Consider the following 13,875-nt stretch of genomic DNA (forward strand, 5'->3'; position numbering starts at 1 on the left):
AGGACAAGCCTACGACTCGGTAGTTGAACTCTTGCTGTTCGAGGCCCCGGTCGAACTCTTCCCGCTCCTCCCGTCCGCGGCCTTGGCCGTGCAGTCCCCGCACCGGCCGAAGATCGCGAAGTGCTTCATGTCCGTGTCGAACCCGAAGTTCTCGCGCAGTTTGGCCGTGAACTCCGCGGCCACCGACAGATCGGCCTCGATCACGTTCGTACAGTCGCGGCACACCAGATGGATGTGGTGATGCCGGTCCGCGAGGTGATAGGTCGGCGCGCCGTGCCCCAGATGGGCATGGCTGACCAGCCCGAGCTCCTCCAGGAGCTCCAGGGTCCGGTAGACCGTCGAGATATTGACCCCCGACGCCGTCTTCCGCACTTCCACGAGGATGTCGTCGGGGGTCGCGTGCTCAAGAGTGTCCACGGCTTCGAGCACGAGTTGCCGCTGCGGCGTCAGCCGGTAGCCGCGCTGCCTGAGGTCGCTCTTCCAGTCGGTGCTCACCACACCGACGAGTCTAGAACTACTTGAAGAAAGCGATCCCGTCGTCCGGCATGTCGTCGGGCAGGGCCTTGGCCCAGCGCTCGACCTCCTCCGGGGTGACGACCTTCTTCAGGTGTGCCGACATGTAGGGGCGCAGCTCGACCTCGGGGGTCTGCTTCTCGCCGACCCACATCAGGTCGCTCTTGACGTAGCCGTACAGCCGCTTGCCGCCGCTGTACGGGCCGGAGGCGGCCGTGCGGGCCACTGCGTCCGTGACCAGGTCGATCTGCGGCTTCTTGTCGGCCAGCTCGCCGTACCAGATCTCGACGACGCCGTCGTCGCGGACCATCGTCACCTCGACCTTGCGGTCGGCGTCGATGCGCCAGAAGCCGTGCTCGGACTCCAGCGGACGGACCTTGTTGCCGTCGTTGTCCAGCACCCAGGTGTGCGACTGGTACTCCAGGAAGTCCCGGCCGTCGTGGGTGAAGGTCGCCTCCTGCCCGAAGTTGCACTTCTCGGCGCCGGGGAAGTCGTGCACGCCCGCGCCGGCCCAGGTGCCGAGCAGGAAGGCGAGGGGCACGAGGTCCTTGTGGAGGTCGGACGGGATCTCGATCATGATCAGCTCAGAAGTCTCGTACGTCGGTGAGGGGGATCAGCGCTGGCCCTGGTACAGCTTCTTCACGGTCAGCCCGGCGAAGGCGAGGACGCCGACGCAGACCAGGACCAGCAGGGCTTCGAAGAAGATCTCCACGGGGTGCTCCTCGGTTGAGCGGAGGTTGTGCGGTACGTACAGGGCCGGGCCCCAGCTTACGCGGCTGGCGCCCGGCCCTTGCTGTGAGGTACGCCCTCGCGGGGTCAGCCGAGCAGCTGGCTCTGCAAGGTCACCGTCTGCTGGAACGGTACGGCCTTCGCGGTGCCCTTGCGTGACTGGATGACCACGCCGAGGACGTCCCCGGCGGACAGATAGGCCTGCCGGACCTGCTCGGCGCCGTACGGCTCGGACTCGACGTAGGCGATACGCGGGAAGGAGCCGGGCCACGGCAACTGGGCGAAGTCCTCGTCCGGGACCGACGCCTCGGTGCCGCGCACCCGGTAGCCCGGGAAGCTGAAGGGGGCGATATCGCCGACCAACTCGTCCACGACGGCCGCGGTGTCGAAATGGAGCAGGTAGACACGGGTGTGGGTGCCGTCCTGGGTGGTCCAGCCGCGGGCGGCGATGTGCCGCAGGCCGCTGTCGACGAGCTTCTGTCGCAGCTCCCCGCGTTCCTCGTTGTCGGCGTACTCCGCCAGGAAGTCCTTCGTGGCCAGCCAGCCGTCGTCCCCGCGCAGGGCCGGGTCGGCCTCGGCGCCCTCGGGCGCGGGCAGCACGAGGGCGCGCAGGTCGGCGTAGTGGGCCTCGGCCTTGTTCTCCTCGGCGAAGGGCCGCGGGCTGCCGGACGGCAGCGGCGGGCTGCTCAGCTTCGGGTATTCCCACCGCCCGTCCGACTCGGTCTCCAGCCCCGGTACGTCGGTCCGCTCCATCCCGGCGATCCCGTACGCCGTACCCGCCCCGACGGCCGCGAAGACGACGACGGCGGCGGTCCAGCGGAGGACGGCGCGCAGGACTCGGCGGTCCTTCCTGGCGGCCGGTGGGGGCACGAAAGGCGGGGCGGCGGGGGGTGGGGGCGGGACCATGGGGTGCGGGGCGGGGGCCACCGGGGCCGTGGTCACGGTGTGACCCACCGGCGTCGGGATCGCGGCTTCGGTCGGGTCGGTCCCCGGCTCGGTGGTCTGTGGCTGCTGGTCGGTCATACCGCCTCCCCCGGCTCGGCGATGCGGTCGAGCTGGGTGCTCAGGAGCATCGCGACTCCCTTGCTGTCGAGTGGCCTGACGCCGTCCGCGTTGACAGTGACGAGGACGTCTCCCACGTAGGCGGAGCAGAACATGCTGTCGATGTTCTCGTCGGCCTCCTTGGGCGCCAGGAAGCACTTGGCGTTCTTGTGGCCCTTGACCTCCGGGCCCTTGCGGAAGATGTCCAGGGTGTCGAGGAACTCGGTCTGGAAGGTCGCCATGTCCCGGACGGCGGCCTGGCTCCCCATCTGGCTGAGCACGATGCTCACGGAGTAGATGTCCACGACGAGATCCAGATTGCGACCGGCGCCGTAGGCACTGAAGTAGCTGCGCATCGCCATGCCCTTGATGCGCAGCCGGTCCGCCTGCTTCTCCAGCTGACGGCGCTGCGAGCGGGGCAGATCGCGCAGTGACTCCTTGTTCAGCGCGGTCGCCTGCGCCCCACTGAGCTGCGTGTCCGAGCCGAACTCGCCGAGGTCCGGACCCCGGACCCAGCCGTCGGTGCCGTACGGCACGAGCATCCCGGCCAGCCCCGTCGCGCTCGGCGCCTTCTCGTCGTCGGCCTTGTCCACCGGGAACTTCCACACCGGCGCCCCCGCGTCCCGGTCCGCGTCCCGCACGGTGACGACGGTGTGGCCGGCGCCTGCCACGAGGGCACCGACCAGCAGGACGGATCCCGTGACGACGGCGGCGACGCGACCGCGGCGCGGGCGCTTCTCTGCCGGGACAGGCTGGTCCTCACTCACAGACTGGCTCTCACTCACAGGCTGGTTCTCGCTCACAGCCGCTCCATCTGCCGCTCGGCCAGGCCCACGATCGTCTTCTTGCTGATCGGCTTCGTGTCGGAGACGAAGATCTCCATGGCGATGTCACCGCGCCACGCGAGCGCCTCCGCCGAGTACACGGGCAGATAGCCGGGCTCGGTCTCGGGGTCGCTGTAGACGTAGGCCATGCCGCCCTCGGTGCCGGGGACGGCCCAGCTGTCGTTGTCCTCGAAATCCGACCAGTAGTGGCCGCTGCTGGTGGCCTCCGCAGCCGCCGCGACCTCCTCCTGCCGGTACTGGATCAGCCGGATCTCCACCGCCACGTGGTCGTCCTTCCAGCCGGCGACGGCCGCTCGGCGGAACTCTCTGGTGATGAGCTCCTCGAAGGCACCCTTCGGGCGTTCGAAGGTGCTCGCGTACGCGGCCAGGTCCATCCAGCCGTCGTCCCCGCTCAGCCAGTCGGCGGTCTTCGCCCCGCGCGGCTTCTTCAGCAGCAGCTTGCGCAGGTCACCGTCGGTCTTCACCCGCCGGTCCCGCGCGGCCGACAGCGGCTCGGGCGCCGCGCCCTTGGCCTGCGTCAGCTTCGGCTGCGAGAGCGAGGGCAGCTTGGTGGGCTCGCGGTCGGCCTGGACGAGGTAGCCGGCACATGTCCCGGCCACGAGCCCCAGGACGGCGGCACCGGCGATCAACATGACGGTGCGCCCACGGCGTCTCGGCCGAGGCGTGCCGGCGGGCTCCGGCTCCGGTGACGGCACCGGCTCCGGCGCCGGGCCGGGCGCCTCTCCGATGGGTCCGGGTTCTTCCAAAACGTCCCCCCACAGAACGTGAAGTGTGCATTCCGTATACGTGCGCACAGGAGACCCATGGCCAACGCCGCAGGTTGTAAGGGAGTTGATTACGATTCAGCCATGGCCAAGAAGCTGGTGATCAAGGTGACGGCGGGGGCCGACGCCCCCGAACGCTGCTCACAGGCGTTCACGGTCGCGGCGGTGGCCGTGGCGAGCGGTGTCGATGTCTCCCTGTGGCTGACCGGCGAGTCCGCCTGGTTCGCGCTGCCGGGCCGCGCCGCCGAGTTCGAGCTGCCGCACGCCGCCCCGCTGCCCGACCTGATCGACTCGATCCTCGCGGGCGGCAGGCTGACCCTGTGCACGCAGTGCGCGGCCCGCCGGGACATCACGGAGAAGGACGTCATCGAGGGCGTACGGATCGCGGGTGCGCAGGTGTTCGTCCAGGAGTCGATGGCGGACGAGACGCAGGCGCTCGTCTACTGAGGCGTCTCGGTCCAGAGGCAGAAGGGGTGCCCGGCCGGGTCGAACAGCACCCGTACGTCGTCCTGCGGCTGGTGTTCGGCGAGCGTGGCGCCCTCGGCCACGGCGCGCCGAGTCTCCCCCTCCAGGTCGTCGACCTCGATGTCCAGGTGGAGCATCATCTGCTGCTCGCCGGGCTTCCTGGTGGGCCAGACCGGCCGGGTGTACTCGGGTTCGGTCTCGAAGGCCAGGGCCAGGCCCTCCGTGCCGGGCGGCGGGCCGATGAGCAGCCAGTCGGGCTCCTTGGCACGCACCTGGTAGCCGAGCAGCCGCAGGTAGAACCCGGCGAGATCATGGGCGTCGTGCGCGTCCAGCACCACGGTGGACAGCCTCGTAGGCGACATGCAGGTCTTCTACCGCGGCCGCTTCTTGCCGTCCAGCTCGTCCCACCACTCGTCGGACTTCGGGTCCCCGGAGGGATCGTCCCACCAGCGGTCCTCGGGCCCCCGGCGGTTGGCGACCATCGCGGCGACGGGTGGGATGACCATCGCCACCACGCACATCCCCACGGCCACCGGGACCGACCACAGACGTACGACGCCCCAGGCCAGGACGAACAGCGCGAGGCACGTGCCCATCATGGCGAAGTAGATGTGACGCCGGCGTGCGTACATACCTCCAGCGTAGGGCCCCGCACACGCCGAAGGGGCCGCACCCCGGGCGTCCAACCCGTGGGATGCGGCCCCTCGGCCGACCAGTACCGTCAGACCGCGATCGCGACCTCGGCGAGCGCGCCCTTCTCGGCGACGACGACCGTACGGTCGGCCGTGCCACCGGGGATGAGCGCACGTACGGTCCAGGTGCCCTCGGCCGCGTAGAAGCGGAACTGGCCCGTGGCGGAGGTGGGGACCTCCGCGGTGAACTCGCCGGTCGAGTCCAGCAGACGGACGTAGCCCGTCACCGGCTCGCCGTCCTTCGTCACCTGACCCTGGATCGTGGTCTCACCGGGCTTGATCGTCGAGGCGTCCGGGCCGCCGGCCTTCGCTCCACACATGTCTTTCTCCATAAGAGGTCTGACCGGAAGGAAGGCCGGTCGGGTTCTGCGGGTGGGGTGGGTTACTTGTTGGCGCCGAGCTCGATCGGAACGCCGACCAGGGAGCCGTACTCGGTCCAGGAGCCGTCGTAGTTCTTGACGTTCTCCACACCGAGCAGCTCGTGCAGCACGAACCACGTCAGCGCGGAGCGCTCACCGATACGGCAGTAGGCGATGGTGTCCTTCGCCAGGTCCACCTGCTCCTCGGCGTAGAGCTCCTTGAGCTCCTCGTCCGACTTGAAGGTGCCGTCGTCGTTGGCGTTCTTCGACCACGGGATGTTGCGCGCGGACGGGACGTGGCCCGGACGCTGCGACTGCTCCTGCGGCAGGTGGGCCGGCGCGAGCAGCTTGCCGGAGAACTCGTCGGGCGAGCGGACGTCGACCAGGTTCTGCGAGCCGATCGCGGCGACGACGTCGTCACGGAAGGCGCGGATGGACTTGTCCTGGGCCTTGGCCTTGTAGTCGGTGGTGGCCCGCTCCGGGACCTCCTCGACCAGCTCGCGAGCGTCCAGCTCCCACTTCTTGCGGCCACCGTCGAGGAGCTTGACGTTGTCGTGGCCGTAGAGCTTGAAGTACCAGTAGGCGTACGACGCGAACCAGTTGTTGTTGCCGCCGTAGAGGATCACCAGCGTGTCGTTGGCGATGCCCTTCGCCGACAGGAGCTTCTCGAAGCCCTCCTGGTCGATGAAGTCGCGGCGGACCGGGTCCTGAAGGTCCTTGGTCCAGTCGATGCGGATCGCGTTCTTGATGTGGTTCTTCTCGTAGGCGGACGTGTCTTCGTCCACCTCCACGATCGCGATGTTGGCGTTGTCCAGGTTCTCCTGGACCCAGTCGGCGTCGACGAGGACGTCGCTGCGGCTCATGCTCTTCTCTCCTCCGGGGCAGTTACGGCGGCGGGGCGTGCGAGTGCGGGGGGGGTGCGCGCGCTCCGCTTCATGCCGAGACGGCGCACCTGTGCCCTGGTCAGGGCTGGGGGAAACGCAGAAGTCGGAGCTTCCGCTCAGAAGGGGCGACAGAGCATGGCGGCAACGCGGCACAGGTCTACTGCCCGCCGCTTCGTCAGAACCGCCTGTCGCTTCATAGTCGTCGATCGTAGGGACGGACAGGCGGGCGTGTCACCGGCGTGTCGCATACTGAGACGAGATCGTCCGCCATTCGGGAATAGGAGCTCGCCGAAGCCGCTCCCGCACGGCCTCCGGACGGCCTCCGGACGGATCTATCGGCGATCACATCTACGGTGCGGACGGCACTGTCTCGCCCATCGGACACCCGGCGAGCGGTCGACCCGGCAGACCCGGCAGACCCCGCCGACCCGTGCTCGGTCCTACCCGGCGAGGCGGACGTTCGAACCCTTCACCGTGATCTCGACGCCGCTCTTCGCCGCCTGGACCTTGTCGAGCTGGATGCCGCCGGGGAGGCCGTCGATCTTCTGCTCGAAGTCGGTGATCGCGCGGACCCGGGACTCGGCGATGTCGACGCCGCCGAAGCTGGGCAGGGTGTCGGCCTGCACCCGCACGGTGTCGCCCTGGGCGGTGACCGAGCTGAGGACGTAGACCGGGTTCGGCACCTTGGTGCCGAGGACGGTGGCCTCGACGGCGACCTTGATCTTGCCGTTGCCGCCGTCGGAGAGGCCGACGACGCTGGCGGTGACGCCGGGGGCGACCTCGGTGGGCTCGGACTTGGCGGTCTTCAGCAGCTCGGCGTAGGTGACGGACGCGGTGCCGGTGGCGGAGGCCGCGGTGGCGGAGCTGTAGTCGCCGGAGAACTCGACGCCCTTCATGTTCGCCGTGAGGTCGTCGATCCGGATCGTCTTGCCGTCGGTGCCGGTGGCGGCCTCGTAGTCCTTGATGCCGACCTCGACGTCGTCCAGCGTGCCGCTCGCGACCTGGGTCAGGAACGGGAAGCCCTTGATGGACACGTCCGGCGCGGCATCCAGGTTCTCGCTGGTCTGGAGCTTGCCGGCCGCCTCGTCCTCGGCGAACCCGACGGCGAGCCGGTCGGCCAGCACGAAGAGGCCGCCGAGTATCACGACGACGATCAGCAGTATCCGCAGGGCGCGCATGGTGTGGTGTTCCCCCCACATCGGTGGTCGTCGACGACGGACGACGGTCACGACGGCCGGGTGGCCGTCCAGCGCGAGGGTAACCCTGGAGTGGGGGTGACCGGCGGATTGTCGATCACCTGTGACAGGGCCGACCGAGTCACTTTTCGCCCCCGCCGCCCCTACCCGTCCCGTCCCTGGGGGCTCCGCCCCCAGACCCCCGTTTCGGCCCTTAAGGGGCCTCGTCCTCAAACGCCGGACGGGCTGAAATCAGCCCCTCCGGCGTTTGAGGAGCGGGGTCTGGGGCGGAGCCCCAGAAGGATGGGACGGGTAGGGGCGGCGGGGGCGAGGAAAACCCGGCCTCAGGCCAGCGTCCGCCCCAGCACATACACCGCAGGCGCCGCCGCGGCCAGCGGCAACGCAACCCCCGCCGTGAAGTGGACGAACCGCGACGGATAGTCGTAGCTCGCCACCCGGTGACCGATCAGCGCACACACCCCCGCGCCCACCCCGAGCAACGCCCCACCGGCACCCACCCCGGTCATCGCACCCCCGGCAACCCCCGCCCCCGCAGCCGCGAGCAACGAGACGACCACGGAGGCCGCCGTCGGCAACGGCAACGCCCTAGCCAGAACAGCGACCGCCACCGCCATCGCCCCCACGGTCACCGCGTCGGCCTCGGCGGCGAGATACCCCGCCGCGATGATCGCCAGCGCCGCCGAGACGACCGTCGCCATCAGCCCGTACATCCGCTCGTCCGGATCGGCGTGCGACCGCAGCTGCAGGACCAACGTCAACAGCACCCACACCCCCAGCGTCCCGAGGATCGCCGCCGGCGCACGATCGGCCACCAGCAGCGCCACGTCCGCCGTCAGCGCACCCGCGAAGGCCAGCGCGATGCCCTGCCGGGCGGGCCACATGCCGTTCAGCCGGAACCAGCCCGCCGCCGTCACCGCCTGCAGGACGACGAGGGGCACCACGAGGGCGTACGACCCGATGGCCGCCGCCCCCGAGAGCAGCAGCCCGAGCAGCGCCGTGAGCGCGGCCGGCTGCATCCCCGGCTCGATGATCGGGGAACGGCCCTCCAGCCGGGCCCGCTGGGCGTCGGTGATGCGGGAGTTGCCGGAGATCGTCGCGGGACCGTAGCCCGAGCCGTCGCCGTCGCCGGACGGGGCGTCGGTGCCGGGCTCGGGGGCCTGCGACCGCGTCCCGCCCTGCTGCGGCGCGGGCGACGGGAACGGGGTCTGGACCTGTGCCTGCTGTGCCTGCTGTGCCTGCTGTGCCTGCACCTGCTGCGCCTGCCCGTGCGGCGCACCGTCCCAGCCGGACGCCGCCTGATACCCGGCGGCGTCCCCACCCCGGTACTCCGAACCCCGGTACTCAGAGGCCGACGTCACCGGCGAGTGCACCTGCGTCTCCCAGGTCTGCCCCTGCCACTGCTGGGTGTACTGCTGGGCGGCCTGCGGATCGTCGTGCGTCTGCTGCCCGGGCCATGCCTGCGGCGCGGGCTGCTGATACGAGTCGTACCCCTCGTACCCCTGCCCCGGCTGCCCCTGCTGTCCCTGCTGTCCCTGATACGGCTGGTCGCTCATCGTCACCCTCCTGCGAACGGCGGGAGCACCTCGACCGTGCCGCCGTCGGCCAGCCGTACCGTCTCATGTTCGCGGGTGCCCACGGGGTCACCGTCGATGAGGAACGAGCATCGCCGCAGGACGCGCGTCAGTTCCCCGGGGTGTCGCTCGCGCACCGCGTCGAGCGCCTCGGCGAGGGTGACCGCGTCGAACGGCTCCTCGGCGATCCCGGCCGCGGCCTTCGCGGCGGCCCAGTAGCGCACCGTGACCTTTGGCATGCGGTTCCTCTGTCGATCGGCTGTGTACCCCGTCAGGCTAGCCGCCCTGTGCGACGGCCCAGTGCCCGATGCGGTCCAGCAGCGCGCCCCCGGCCGCGTGCTCGGCATGGCCCATGCCCGGCTCCAGCCAGAGTTCGCCGTGGTCACCGGCCGCCTGGGCCAGCATGCGGGGGTGGTCGAGGGGGAAGTAGCCGTCCTGGTCGCCGTGCACGATGAGCAACGGCGTGGGCGCGATCCGCGGCACCGCCTCCACCGGCGACATCGGTACCGGATTCCACTCCCGGTGATGGATCCGCGTACGGAATCCGTAGCGGCCCACGAGACGGCCCTCGGGCCGGGTCACCAGCCAGTGGAGTTTCCGCATGGGAGCCGTACCCCGGTAGTACCAGCGCGCGGGTGCGCTCACCGACACCACCGCATCCGTACGCGCCCCACCGTCCCCCTCCCGTCCCCGTCCGTACTCCCCTCCGTCCAGCGCCGCATGCCGCAGCACCACCGACCCGCCCATGGAGAAGCCGACGGTCACCACGCGCGCGTGCCCGAGCTCCCGCGCCCATCGCACCGCGGCCGCCAGGTCGAGCACCTCGCGGTCGCCGACCGTCGAGAGGCCGCCCGAGGCGCCATGCCCCCGGAAGGAGAAGGTGACGACGGCCCCGTGCCGGGTGAACGCCTCCACCACCCGTCGCACATGCGGCCGGTCCACGTCCCCGGTGAAGCCGTGGGCGACGACGAACGCCAGGTCACCGGCAGGTGGACGGGAGAAGTCGTATACGACCGCACCCGGGTCGTATACGGAATCGATCGTCACCCCGTCGTCGGTGTGCAGAAACGTCCGCAAAGGTGTCAGTCTGGTCGTCTCAGAGTGCGGACGAACCGTGGATCGTGCCACATGACCTGCCGGACCGTTGCTCATGTGGGCTATTCTGCTAGGCAGAGGACTCGGGCAGCGTAGCCCCCGGGTCCTTTTGTGCTTTCGGAAGCGTTGTATACGACGCGGGAAACCGCAGGTGTACGGGCCTTCGGGATCGCAGAGCAGTTCCGCACCGCATACGTCCTCGCAGGGACCGAGGAGGAACCAGACATATGAGTTCTCTGCTGCTCCTGACCAACGCCCTCCAGCCTTCGACGGAGGTGCTCCCGGCCCTCGGCCTGCTGCTGCACAACGTGCGCGTGGCTCCGGCGGAAGGCCCCGCACTCGTCGACACCCCCGGCGCCGACGTCATCCTCATCGACGGACGCCGCGACCTCCCGCAGGTCCGCAGCCTGTGCCAGCTTCTGCGCTCGACCGGGCCCGGCTGCCCGCTCGTCCTCGTCGTCACCGAGGGCGGCCTCGCCGCCGTCACCGCCGACTGGGGCATCGACGACGTACTCCTCGACAGCGCCGGTCCGGCGGAGGTGGAGGCCCGGCTCCGGCTCTCCATGGGCCGCCAGCAGATCGTCAACGACGACTCCCCCATGGAGATCCGCAACGGCGACCTGTCGGTCGACGAGGCCACCTACTCCGCCAAGCTCAAGGGACGGGTCCTCGACCTCACCTTCAAGGAGTTCGAGCTCCTGAAGTACCTCGCCCAGCACCCGGGCCGCGTCTTCACGCGCGCGCAGCTGCTGCAGGAGGTCTGGGGCTACGACTACTTCGGCGGCACCCGGACGGTCGACGTCCACGTACGACGACTGCGCGCCAAGCTCGGACCCGAGCACGAGTCGCTCATCGGGACGGTCCGGAACGTCGGTTATCGATTCGTTACTCCGGAGAAGGTCGACCGGGCCGCCGAGGAGGCGAAGGCCAAGGCCGGCCAGGCAAAGCCGGAGGATGCGGACGAGGTGGACGCCCTGGACGGCGTCGAGGTCCGGGCCGAGGCATAGAAAGGCGCGACGGACGCTCGGGCGGGGCGTCCTCGACGTCGCTCTCGCACTGCGGAGCGACAGTCGGGCGACAGGGAACCTCCTTGACGCCCTGCCCAGAGCAGGTCCATCCGCGTAGACTCCGCGCGTGGCCAAGGTGACTCGGGATGACGTGGCGCGGCTGGCAGGGACATCCACTGCCGTCGTCAGTTATGTCATCAACAACGGACCCCGGCCGGTCGCCCCGGCCACGCGCGAGCGTGTCCTCGCCGCCATCAAGGAACTGGGGTACCGGCCCGACCGGGTCGCCCAGGCGATGGCCTCGCGGCGCACGGACCTCATAGGCCTGATCGTGCCGGACGCGCGCCAGCCCTTCTTCGGGGAGATGGCTCACGCGGTCGAGTGGGCCGCGGCCGAGCGCGGGAAGATGGTCCTCGTCGGCAACTCCGACTACGTCGGCGAGCGCGAGGTCCACTATCTGCGGGCGTTCCTCGGTATGCGCGTCTCCGGGCTCATCCTGGTCTCGCACGCCCTGAACGACCTCGCCGCCGCCGAGATCGAGGCCTGGGACGCCCGGGTCGTCCTCCTCCACGAGCGGCCCGAGGCCATCGACGACGTCGCCGTCGTCACCGACGACCTGGGCGGCGCCCAGCTCGCCGTACGCCACCTTCTGGAGCACGGCTACGAGTACGTCGCCTGTATGGGCGGCACCGCGGAGACGCCGGCGGTCGGCGACCCGGTCTCCGACCACGTCGAGGGCTGGCGGCGCGCGATGGCCGAGGCCCGGGTGCCCACCGAGGGGCGGCTGTTCGAGGCTCCGTACAACCGCTACGACGCGTATCGCATCGCGCTTGAGATTCTCTCCGGGCCCAAGCGGCCGCCCGCGATCTTCTGCTCCACCGACGACCAGGCCATCGGTGTGCTGCGGGCGGCGCGGGAGCTGCGGATCGATGTGCCGGGGGAGTTGGCTGTCGCCGGGTTCGACGACATCAAGGAAGCGGCCTTGGCAGATCCTCCGCTGACGACTATCGCGTCGGACAGGTCGGCCATGGCTCGGGCCGCGGTGGATCTTGTGCTTGATGACGGGCTTCGGGTTGCCGGGTCTCGGCGGGAGCGGTTGAAGGTGTTTCCGTCGCGGTTGGTTGCGCGGCGGTCTTGTGGGTGCGCCTAAGCGCTCGGGGGGTTCGGCCGTCTTGCGACTGCAGGTCGCCTGTGGCTGGTCGCGCCCACGCGGCGGTAGCCGCAAATTGATACAGCCCCGCGCCCCTAGGGGGCTTCTCTGAGCGTTCTCTGAGAGGCAGCCGCCTGCTGCCAGAACCGGCTTTACATCGGGCATACGAGCTTCTGCCGGGCTTCTCAGGGAGCGCTCAGGAAGCTCTCATGGTCGGGCGAGAAGCTCATTTCCATGACCGAGAGCTTCCGCCGCAGCGGCGACTACGAGAACCCCTACCAGGGCGCCCAGCAGCACGCCTCCTCCCCCGTGAACCCGGAGTGGCCGCCTCCGCCGGCGTATCAGCCGGCGGCGCAGGAGGCGGGCGGCGGAGCCCCTACCGCTCTTCTCACCGAGCCCGTGGCCCAGGCGCCGACGGCGCGGCGGCGCCGGCCTCGCGGTCCCGTCGCCCTCCTCGCGGCCGTGGCGATCGTCGCCGCGGCGATCGGGGGCGGTACGGCGTACGGCATCCAGGAGCTGACCGGCAACGACACCGTCGCCACCTCCAGCTCCACCAGCACGAACGTCGTTCCCTCCAGCCAGAAGGGCACGGTCTCCGGGGTCGCCAAGGCGGTCAGCCCGAGCATCGTCGAGATCAGCGCTACCTCGAACGCCGGGTCGTCCACCGGCTCCGGCGTGATCATCACCAGTGACGGCGAGATCGTCACCAACAACCACGTCGTCTCCGGCGCCTCGCAGATCAAGGTGGCGACGAGCGACGGCAAGGAGTACACCGCCGAGGTCGTCGGCACCGACAGCAGCAAGGACCTCGCGCTGATCAAGCTGCAGAACGCGTCCGGGCTGACGGTGGCCACCCTCGGCGACTCCTCCGGTGTGCAGGTCGGCGACGAGGTCGTGGCGATCGGCTCGCCCGAGGGCCTGACCGGCACGGTCACCAGCGGCATCGTGTCCGCGCTCAACCGTGACGTGACCGTCTCGACGGACGAGAGCCAGGGCCAGCAGCAACAACAGCAGCAGGGCGGCGGCGGATGGCCGTTCGAGTTCGGTGGTCAGGAGTTCAACGGCGACACCGGATCGTCGACGACGACGTACAAGGCGATACAGACGGACGCCTCCCTGAACCCCGGCAACTCCGGCGGCGCGCTGATCGACATGAACGGCAACATCATCGGCATCAACTCGGCGATGTACTCGGCCGCCGGCTCGGGCTCGTCCGACGCGGGCAGCGTGGGCCTCGGCTTCGCCATCCCGATCAACACCGTCAAGTCCGACCTGGCGAAGCTGCGGTCGGGTTCGCAGAGCTGAACTCCCAAGACCGGCAACACTGGCAAGACTGAAGGGGTACGTCATGATCCAGCAGGTTGAGCACACCGCCACCGGCATCGGCGCCGCCGACATCACCCTGGCCCTCGCGGTCGCCGGCGCCCTGCACACGCCGACCGCCGCGACCGCCCCGTCCCGGGCGCCGGAGCTGGCGACCGCCCGCCTGAGCGCGGGCCGCAGGGCGACCGCGGCCCGCAACCGTCGCCGTACCGTACGAGGCTGAGAACGTGCGAGGCTGAAA

General features: G+C 69.9%; 18 protein-coding genes. 5 read left to right on the forward strand and 13 right to left on the reverse strand.

What is annotated here, in order from left to right:
- Positions 1-9 precede the first annotated feature (9 nt).
- The 5 genes from ACIA8X_RS41910 to ACIA8X_RS41930 form a co-directional block, all read right to left on the reverse strand.
- Positions 10-498 (reverse strand): Fur family transcriptional regulator, encoded by a 489-nt coding sequence (locus ACIA8X_RS41910; protein ID WP_399460511.1) that lies wholly within the window; start codon positions 496-498, stop codon positions 10-12.
- 16 nt (positions 499-514) lie between these two features.
- Positions 515-1,090 (reverse strand): FABP family protein, encoded by a 576-nt coding sequence (locus tag ACIA8X_RS41915; protein ID WP_399460512.1) that lies wholly within the window; start codon positions 1,088-1,090, stop codon positions 515-517.
- A 239-nt stretch (positions 1,091-1,329) separates the two neighbouring features.
- Positions 1,330-2,265 (reverse strand): hypothetical protein, encoded by a 936-nt coding sequence (locus tag ACIA8X_RS41920; RefSeq protein WP_399460513.1) that lies wholly within the window; start codon positions 2,263-2,265, stop codon positions 1,330-1,332.
- Complete coding sequence (locus ACIA8X_RS41925; protein ID WP_393452283.1) at positions 2,262-3,050, reverse strand: hypothetical protein; 789 nt, start codon at positions 3,048-3,050, stop codon at positions 2,262-2,264. Before ACIA8X_RS41925 ends, ACIA8X_RS41920 begins: the two co-directional genes overlap by 4 nt.
- A 32-nt stretch (positions 3,051-3,082) precedes the next feature.
- The gene (locus ACIA8X_RS41930) at positions 3,083-3,760 is read right to left on the reverse strand and encodes a hypothetical protein (protein ID WP_399460514.1); all 678 of its coding nucleotides are present in this window, start codon (positions 3,758-3,760) and stop codon (positions 3,083-3,085) included.
- A 216-nt stretch (positions 3,761-3,976) separates the two neighbouring features.
- On the opposite strand from ACIA8X_RS41930, the gene ACIA8X_RS41935 reads away from it, so the two are divergent.
- Positions 3,977-4,339, forward strand: coding sequence for a DsrE family protein (locus tag ACIA8X_RS41935; protein ID WP_093904299.1), 363 nt, complete (start codon positions 3,977-3,979; stop codon positions 4,337-4,339).
- On the opposite strand, the gene ACIA8X_RS41940 is transcribed toward ACIA8X_RS41935, so the two are convergent.
- The 8 genes from ACIA8X_RS41940 to ACIA8X_RS41975 all read right to left on the reverse strand — a co-directional run bounded on the left by ACIA8X_RS41940 (position 4,333) and on the right by ACIA8X_RS41975 (position 10,211).
- Positions 4,333-4,719, reverse strand: coding sequence for a VOC family protein (locus ACIA8X_RS41940; RefSeq protein WP_399460515.1), 387 nt, complete (start codon positions 4,717-4,719; stop codon positions 4,333-4,335). The two genes, ACIA8X_RS41935 and ACIA8X_RS41940, sit on opposite strands and share 7 nt — an antisense overlap.
- A gap of 9 nt (positions 4,720-4,728) precedes the next feature.
- Positions 4,729-4,989 (reverse strand): DUF3099 domain-containing protein, encoded by a 261-nt coding sequence (locus ACIA8X_RS41945; RefSeq protein ID WP_393452275.1) that lies wholly within the window; start codon positions 4,987-4,989, stop codon positions 4,729-4,731.
- Between the two features lie 89 nt (positions 4,990-5,078).
- Entirely contained in the window at positions 5,079-5,369 is a 291-nt protein-coding gene (locus tag ACIA8X_RS41950; protein ID WP_126393189.1) for a DUF1416 domain-containing protein, read from the reverse strand.
- Between the two features lie 62 nt (positions 5,370-5,431).
- Positions 5,432-6,271, reverse strand: a complete 840-nt coding sequence (locus tag ACIA8X_RS41955) for a sulfurtransferase (protein WP_393452272.1) — start codon at positions 6,269-6,271, stop codon at positions 5,432-5,434.
- Between the two features lie 461 nt (positions 6,272-6,732).
- Positions 6,733-7,470 carry a DUF2993 domain-containing protein gene (locus ACIA8X_RS41960; protein WP_393452269.1) on the reverse strand — a complete coding sequence of 246 codons (738 nt, stop codon included), beginning with the start codon at positions 7,468-7,470 and terminating at the stop codon, positions 6,733-6,735.
- A gap of 341 nt (positions 7,471-7,811) precedes the next feature.
- The gene (locus tag ACIA8X_RS41965; protein ID WP_399460516.1) at positions 7,812-9,041 is read right to left on the reverse strand and encodes a hypothetical protein; all 1,230 of its coding nucleotides are present in this window, start codon (positions 9,039-9,041) and stop codon (positions 7,812-7,814) included.
- A gap of 2 nt (positions 9,042-9,043) precedes the next feature.
- Positions 9,044-9,298, reverse strand: a complete 255-nt coding sequence (locus tag ACIA8X_RS41970; protein WP_393452263.1) for a MoaD/ThiS family protein — start codon at positions 9,296-9,298, stop codon at positions 9,044-9,046.
- A gap of 37 nt (positions 9,299-9,335) precedes the next feature.
- The gene (locus ACIA8X_RS41975; protein WP_399460517.1) at positions 9,336-10,211 is read right to left on the reverse strand and encodes an alpha/beta hydrolase; all 876 of its coding nucleotides are present in this window, start codon (positions 10,209-10,211) and stop codon (positions 9,336-9,338) included.
- Positions 10,212-10,381: 170 nt separating this feature from the next.
- On the opposite strand from ACIA8X_RS41975, the gene ACIA8X_RS41980 reads away from it, so the two are divergent.
- The 4 genes from ACIA8X_RS41980 to ACIA8X_RS41995 all read left to right on the forward strand — a co-directional run bounded on the left by ACIA8X_RS41980 (position 10,382) and on the right by ACIA8X_RS41995 (position 13,857).
- A complete protein-coding gene (locus tag ACIA8X_RS41980) occupies positions 10,382-11,161 on the forward strand; it encodes a winged-helix domain-containing protein (protein ID WP_393452257.1) in 780 nt (259 codons plus the stop codon).
- A gap of 127 nt (positions 11,162-11,288) precedes the next feature.
- Positions 11,289-12,311, forward strand: a complete 1,023-nt coding sequence (locus tag ACIA8X_RS41985) for a LacI family DNA-binding transcriptional regulator (protein WP_393452254.1) — start codon at positions 11,289-11,291, stop codon at positions 12,309-12,311.
- Positions 12,312-12,545: 234 nt separating this feature from the next.
- Positions 12,546-13,616 carry a S1C family serine protease gene (locus ACIA8X_RS41990; RefSeq protein WP_399460518.1) on the forward strand — a complete coding sequence of 357 codons (1,071 nt, stop codon included), beginning with the start codon at positions 12,546-12,548 and terminating at the stop codon, positions 13,614-13,616.
- Positions 13,617-13,659: 43 nt separating this feature from the next.
- On the forward strand, positions 13,660-13,857 hold the full coding sequence (locus ACIA8X_RS41995; RefSeq protein WP_399460519.1) for a hypothetical protein: 198 nt from the start codon (positions 13,660-13,662) through the stop codon (positions 13,855-13,857).
- The last annotated feature ends 18 nt before the right edge of the window (positions 13,858-13,875 follow it).

This window comes from Streptomyces sp. NPDC051738 (assembly GCF_044453205.1).
Classification (GTDB): Bacteria; Actinomycetota; Actinomycetes; order Streptomycetales; family Streptomycetaceae; genus Streptomyces.

Excerpts from the sequence above, each read along its gene's own strand:
- ACIA8X_RS41915 (WP_399460512.1), bottom strand. The coding sequence starts at position 1,090 with ATGATCGAGATCCCGTCCGACCTCCACAAGGACCTCGTGCCCCTCGCC.
- ACIA8X_RS41920 (WP_399460513.1), bottom strand. The coding sequence starts at position 2,265 with ATGACCGACCAGCAGCCACAGACCACCGAGCCGGGGACCGACCCGACC.
- ACIA8X_RS41930 (WP_399460514.1), bottom strand. The coding sequence starts at position 3,760 with ATGTTGATCGCCGGTGCCGCCGTCCTGGGGCTCGTGGCCGGGACATGT.
- ACIA8X_RS41935 (WP_093904299.1), top strand. The coding sequence starts at position 3,977 with ATGGCCAAGAAGCTGGTGATCAAGGTGACGGCGGGGGCCGACGCCCCC.
- ACIA8X_RS41940 (WP_399460515.1), bottom strand. The coding sequence starts at position 4,719 with ATGTCGCCTACGAGGCTGTCCACCGTGGTGCTGGACGCGCACGACGCC.
- ACIA8X_RS41945 (WP_393452275.1), bottom strand. The coding sequence starts at position 4,989 with ATGTACGCACGCCGGCGTCACATCTACTTCGCCATGATGGGCACGTGC.
- ACIA8X_RS41950 (WP_126393189.1), bottom strand. The coding sequence starts at position 5,369 with ATGTGTGGAGCGAAGGCCGGCGGCCCGGACGCCTCGACGATCAAGCCC.
- ACIA8X_RS41955 (WP_393452272.1), bottom strand. The coding sequence starts at position 6,271 with ATGAGCCGCAGCGACGTCCTCGTCGACGCCGACTGGGTCCAGGAGAAC.
- ACIA8X_RS41960 (WP_393452269.1), bottom strand. The coding sequence starts at position 7,470 with ATGCGCGCCCTGCGGATACTGCTGATCGTCGTCGTGATACTCGGCGGC.
- ACIA8X_RS41965 (WP_399460516.1), bottom strand. The coding sequence starts at position 9,041 with ATGAGCGACCAGCCGTATCAGGGACAGCAGGGACAGCAGGGGCAGCCG.
- ACIA8X_RS41970 (WP_393452263.1), bottom strand. The coding sequence starts at position 9,298 with ATGCCAAAGGTCACGGTGCGCTACTGGGCCGCCGCGAAGGCCGCGGCC.
- ACIA8X_RS41975 (WP_399460517.1), bottom strand. The coding sequence starts at position 10,211 with ATGAGCAACGGTCCGGCAGGTCATGTGGCACGATCCACGGTTCGTCCG.
- ACIA8X_RS41980 (WP_393452257.1), top strand. The coding sequence starts at position 10,382 with ATGAGTTCTCTGCTGCTCCTGACCAACGCCCTCCAGCCTTCGACGGAG.
- ACIA8X_RS41990 (WP_399460518.1), top strand. The coding sequence starts at position 12,546 with ATGACCGAGAGCTTCCGCCGCAGCGGCGACTACGAGAACCCCTACCAG.
- ACIA8X_RS41995 (WP_399460519.1), top strand. The coding sequence starts at position 13,660 with ATGATCCAGCAGGTTGAGCACACCGCCACCGGCATCGGCGCCGCCGAC.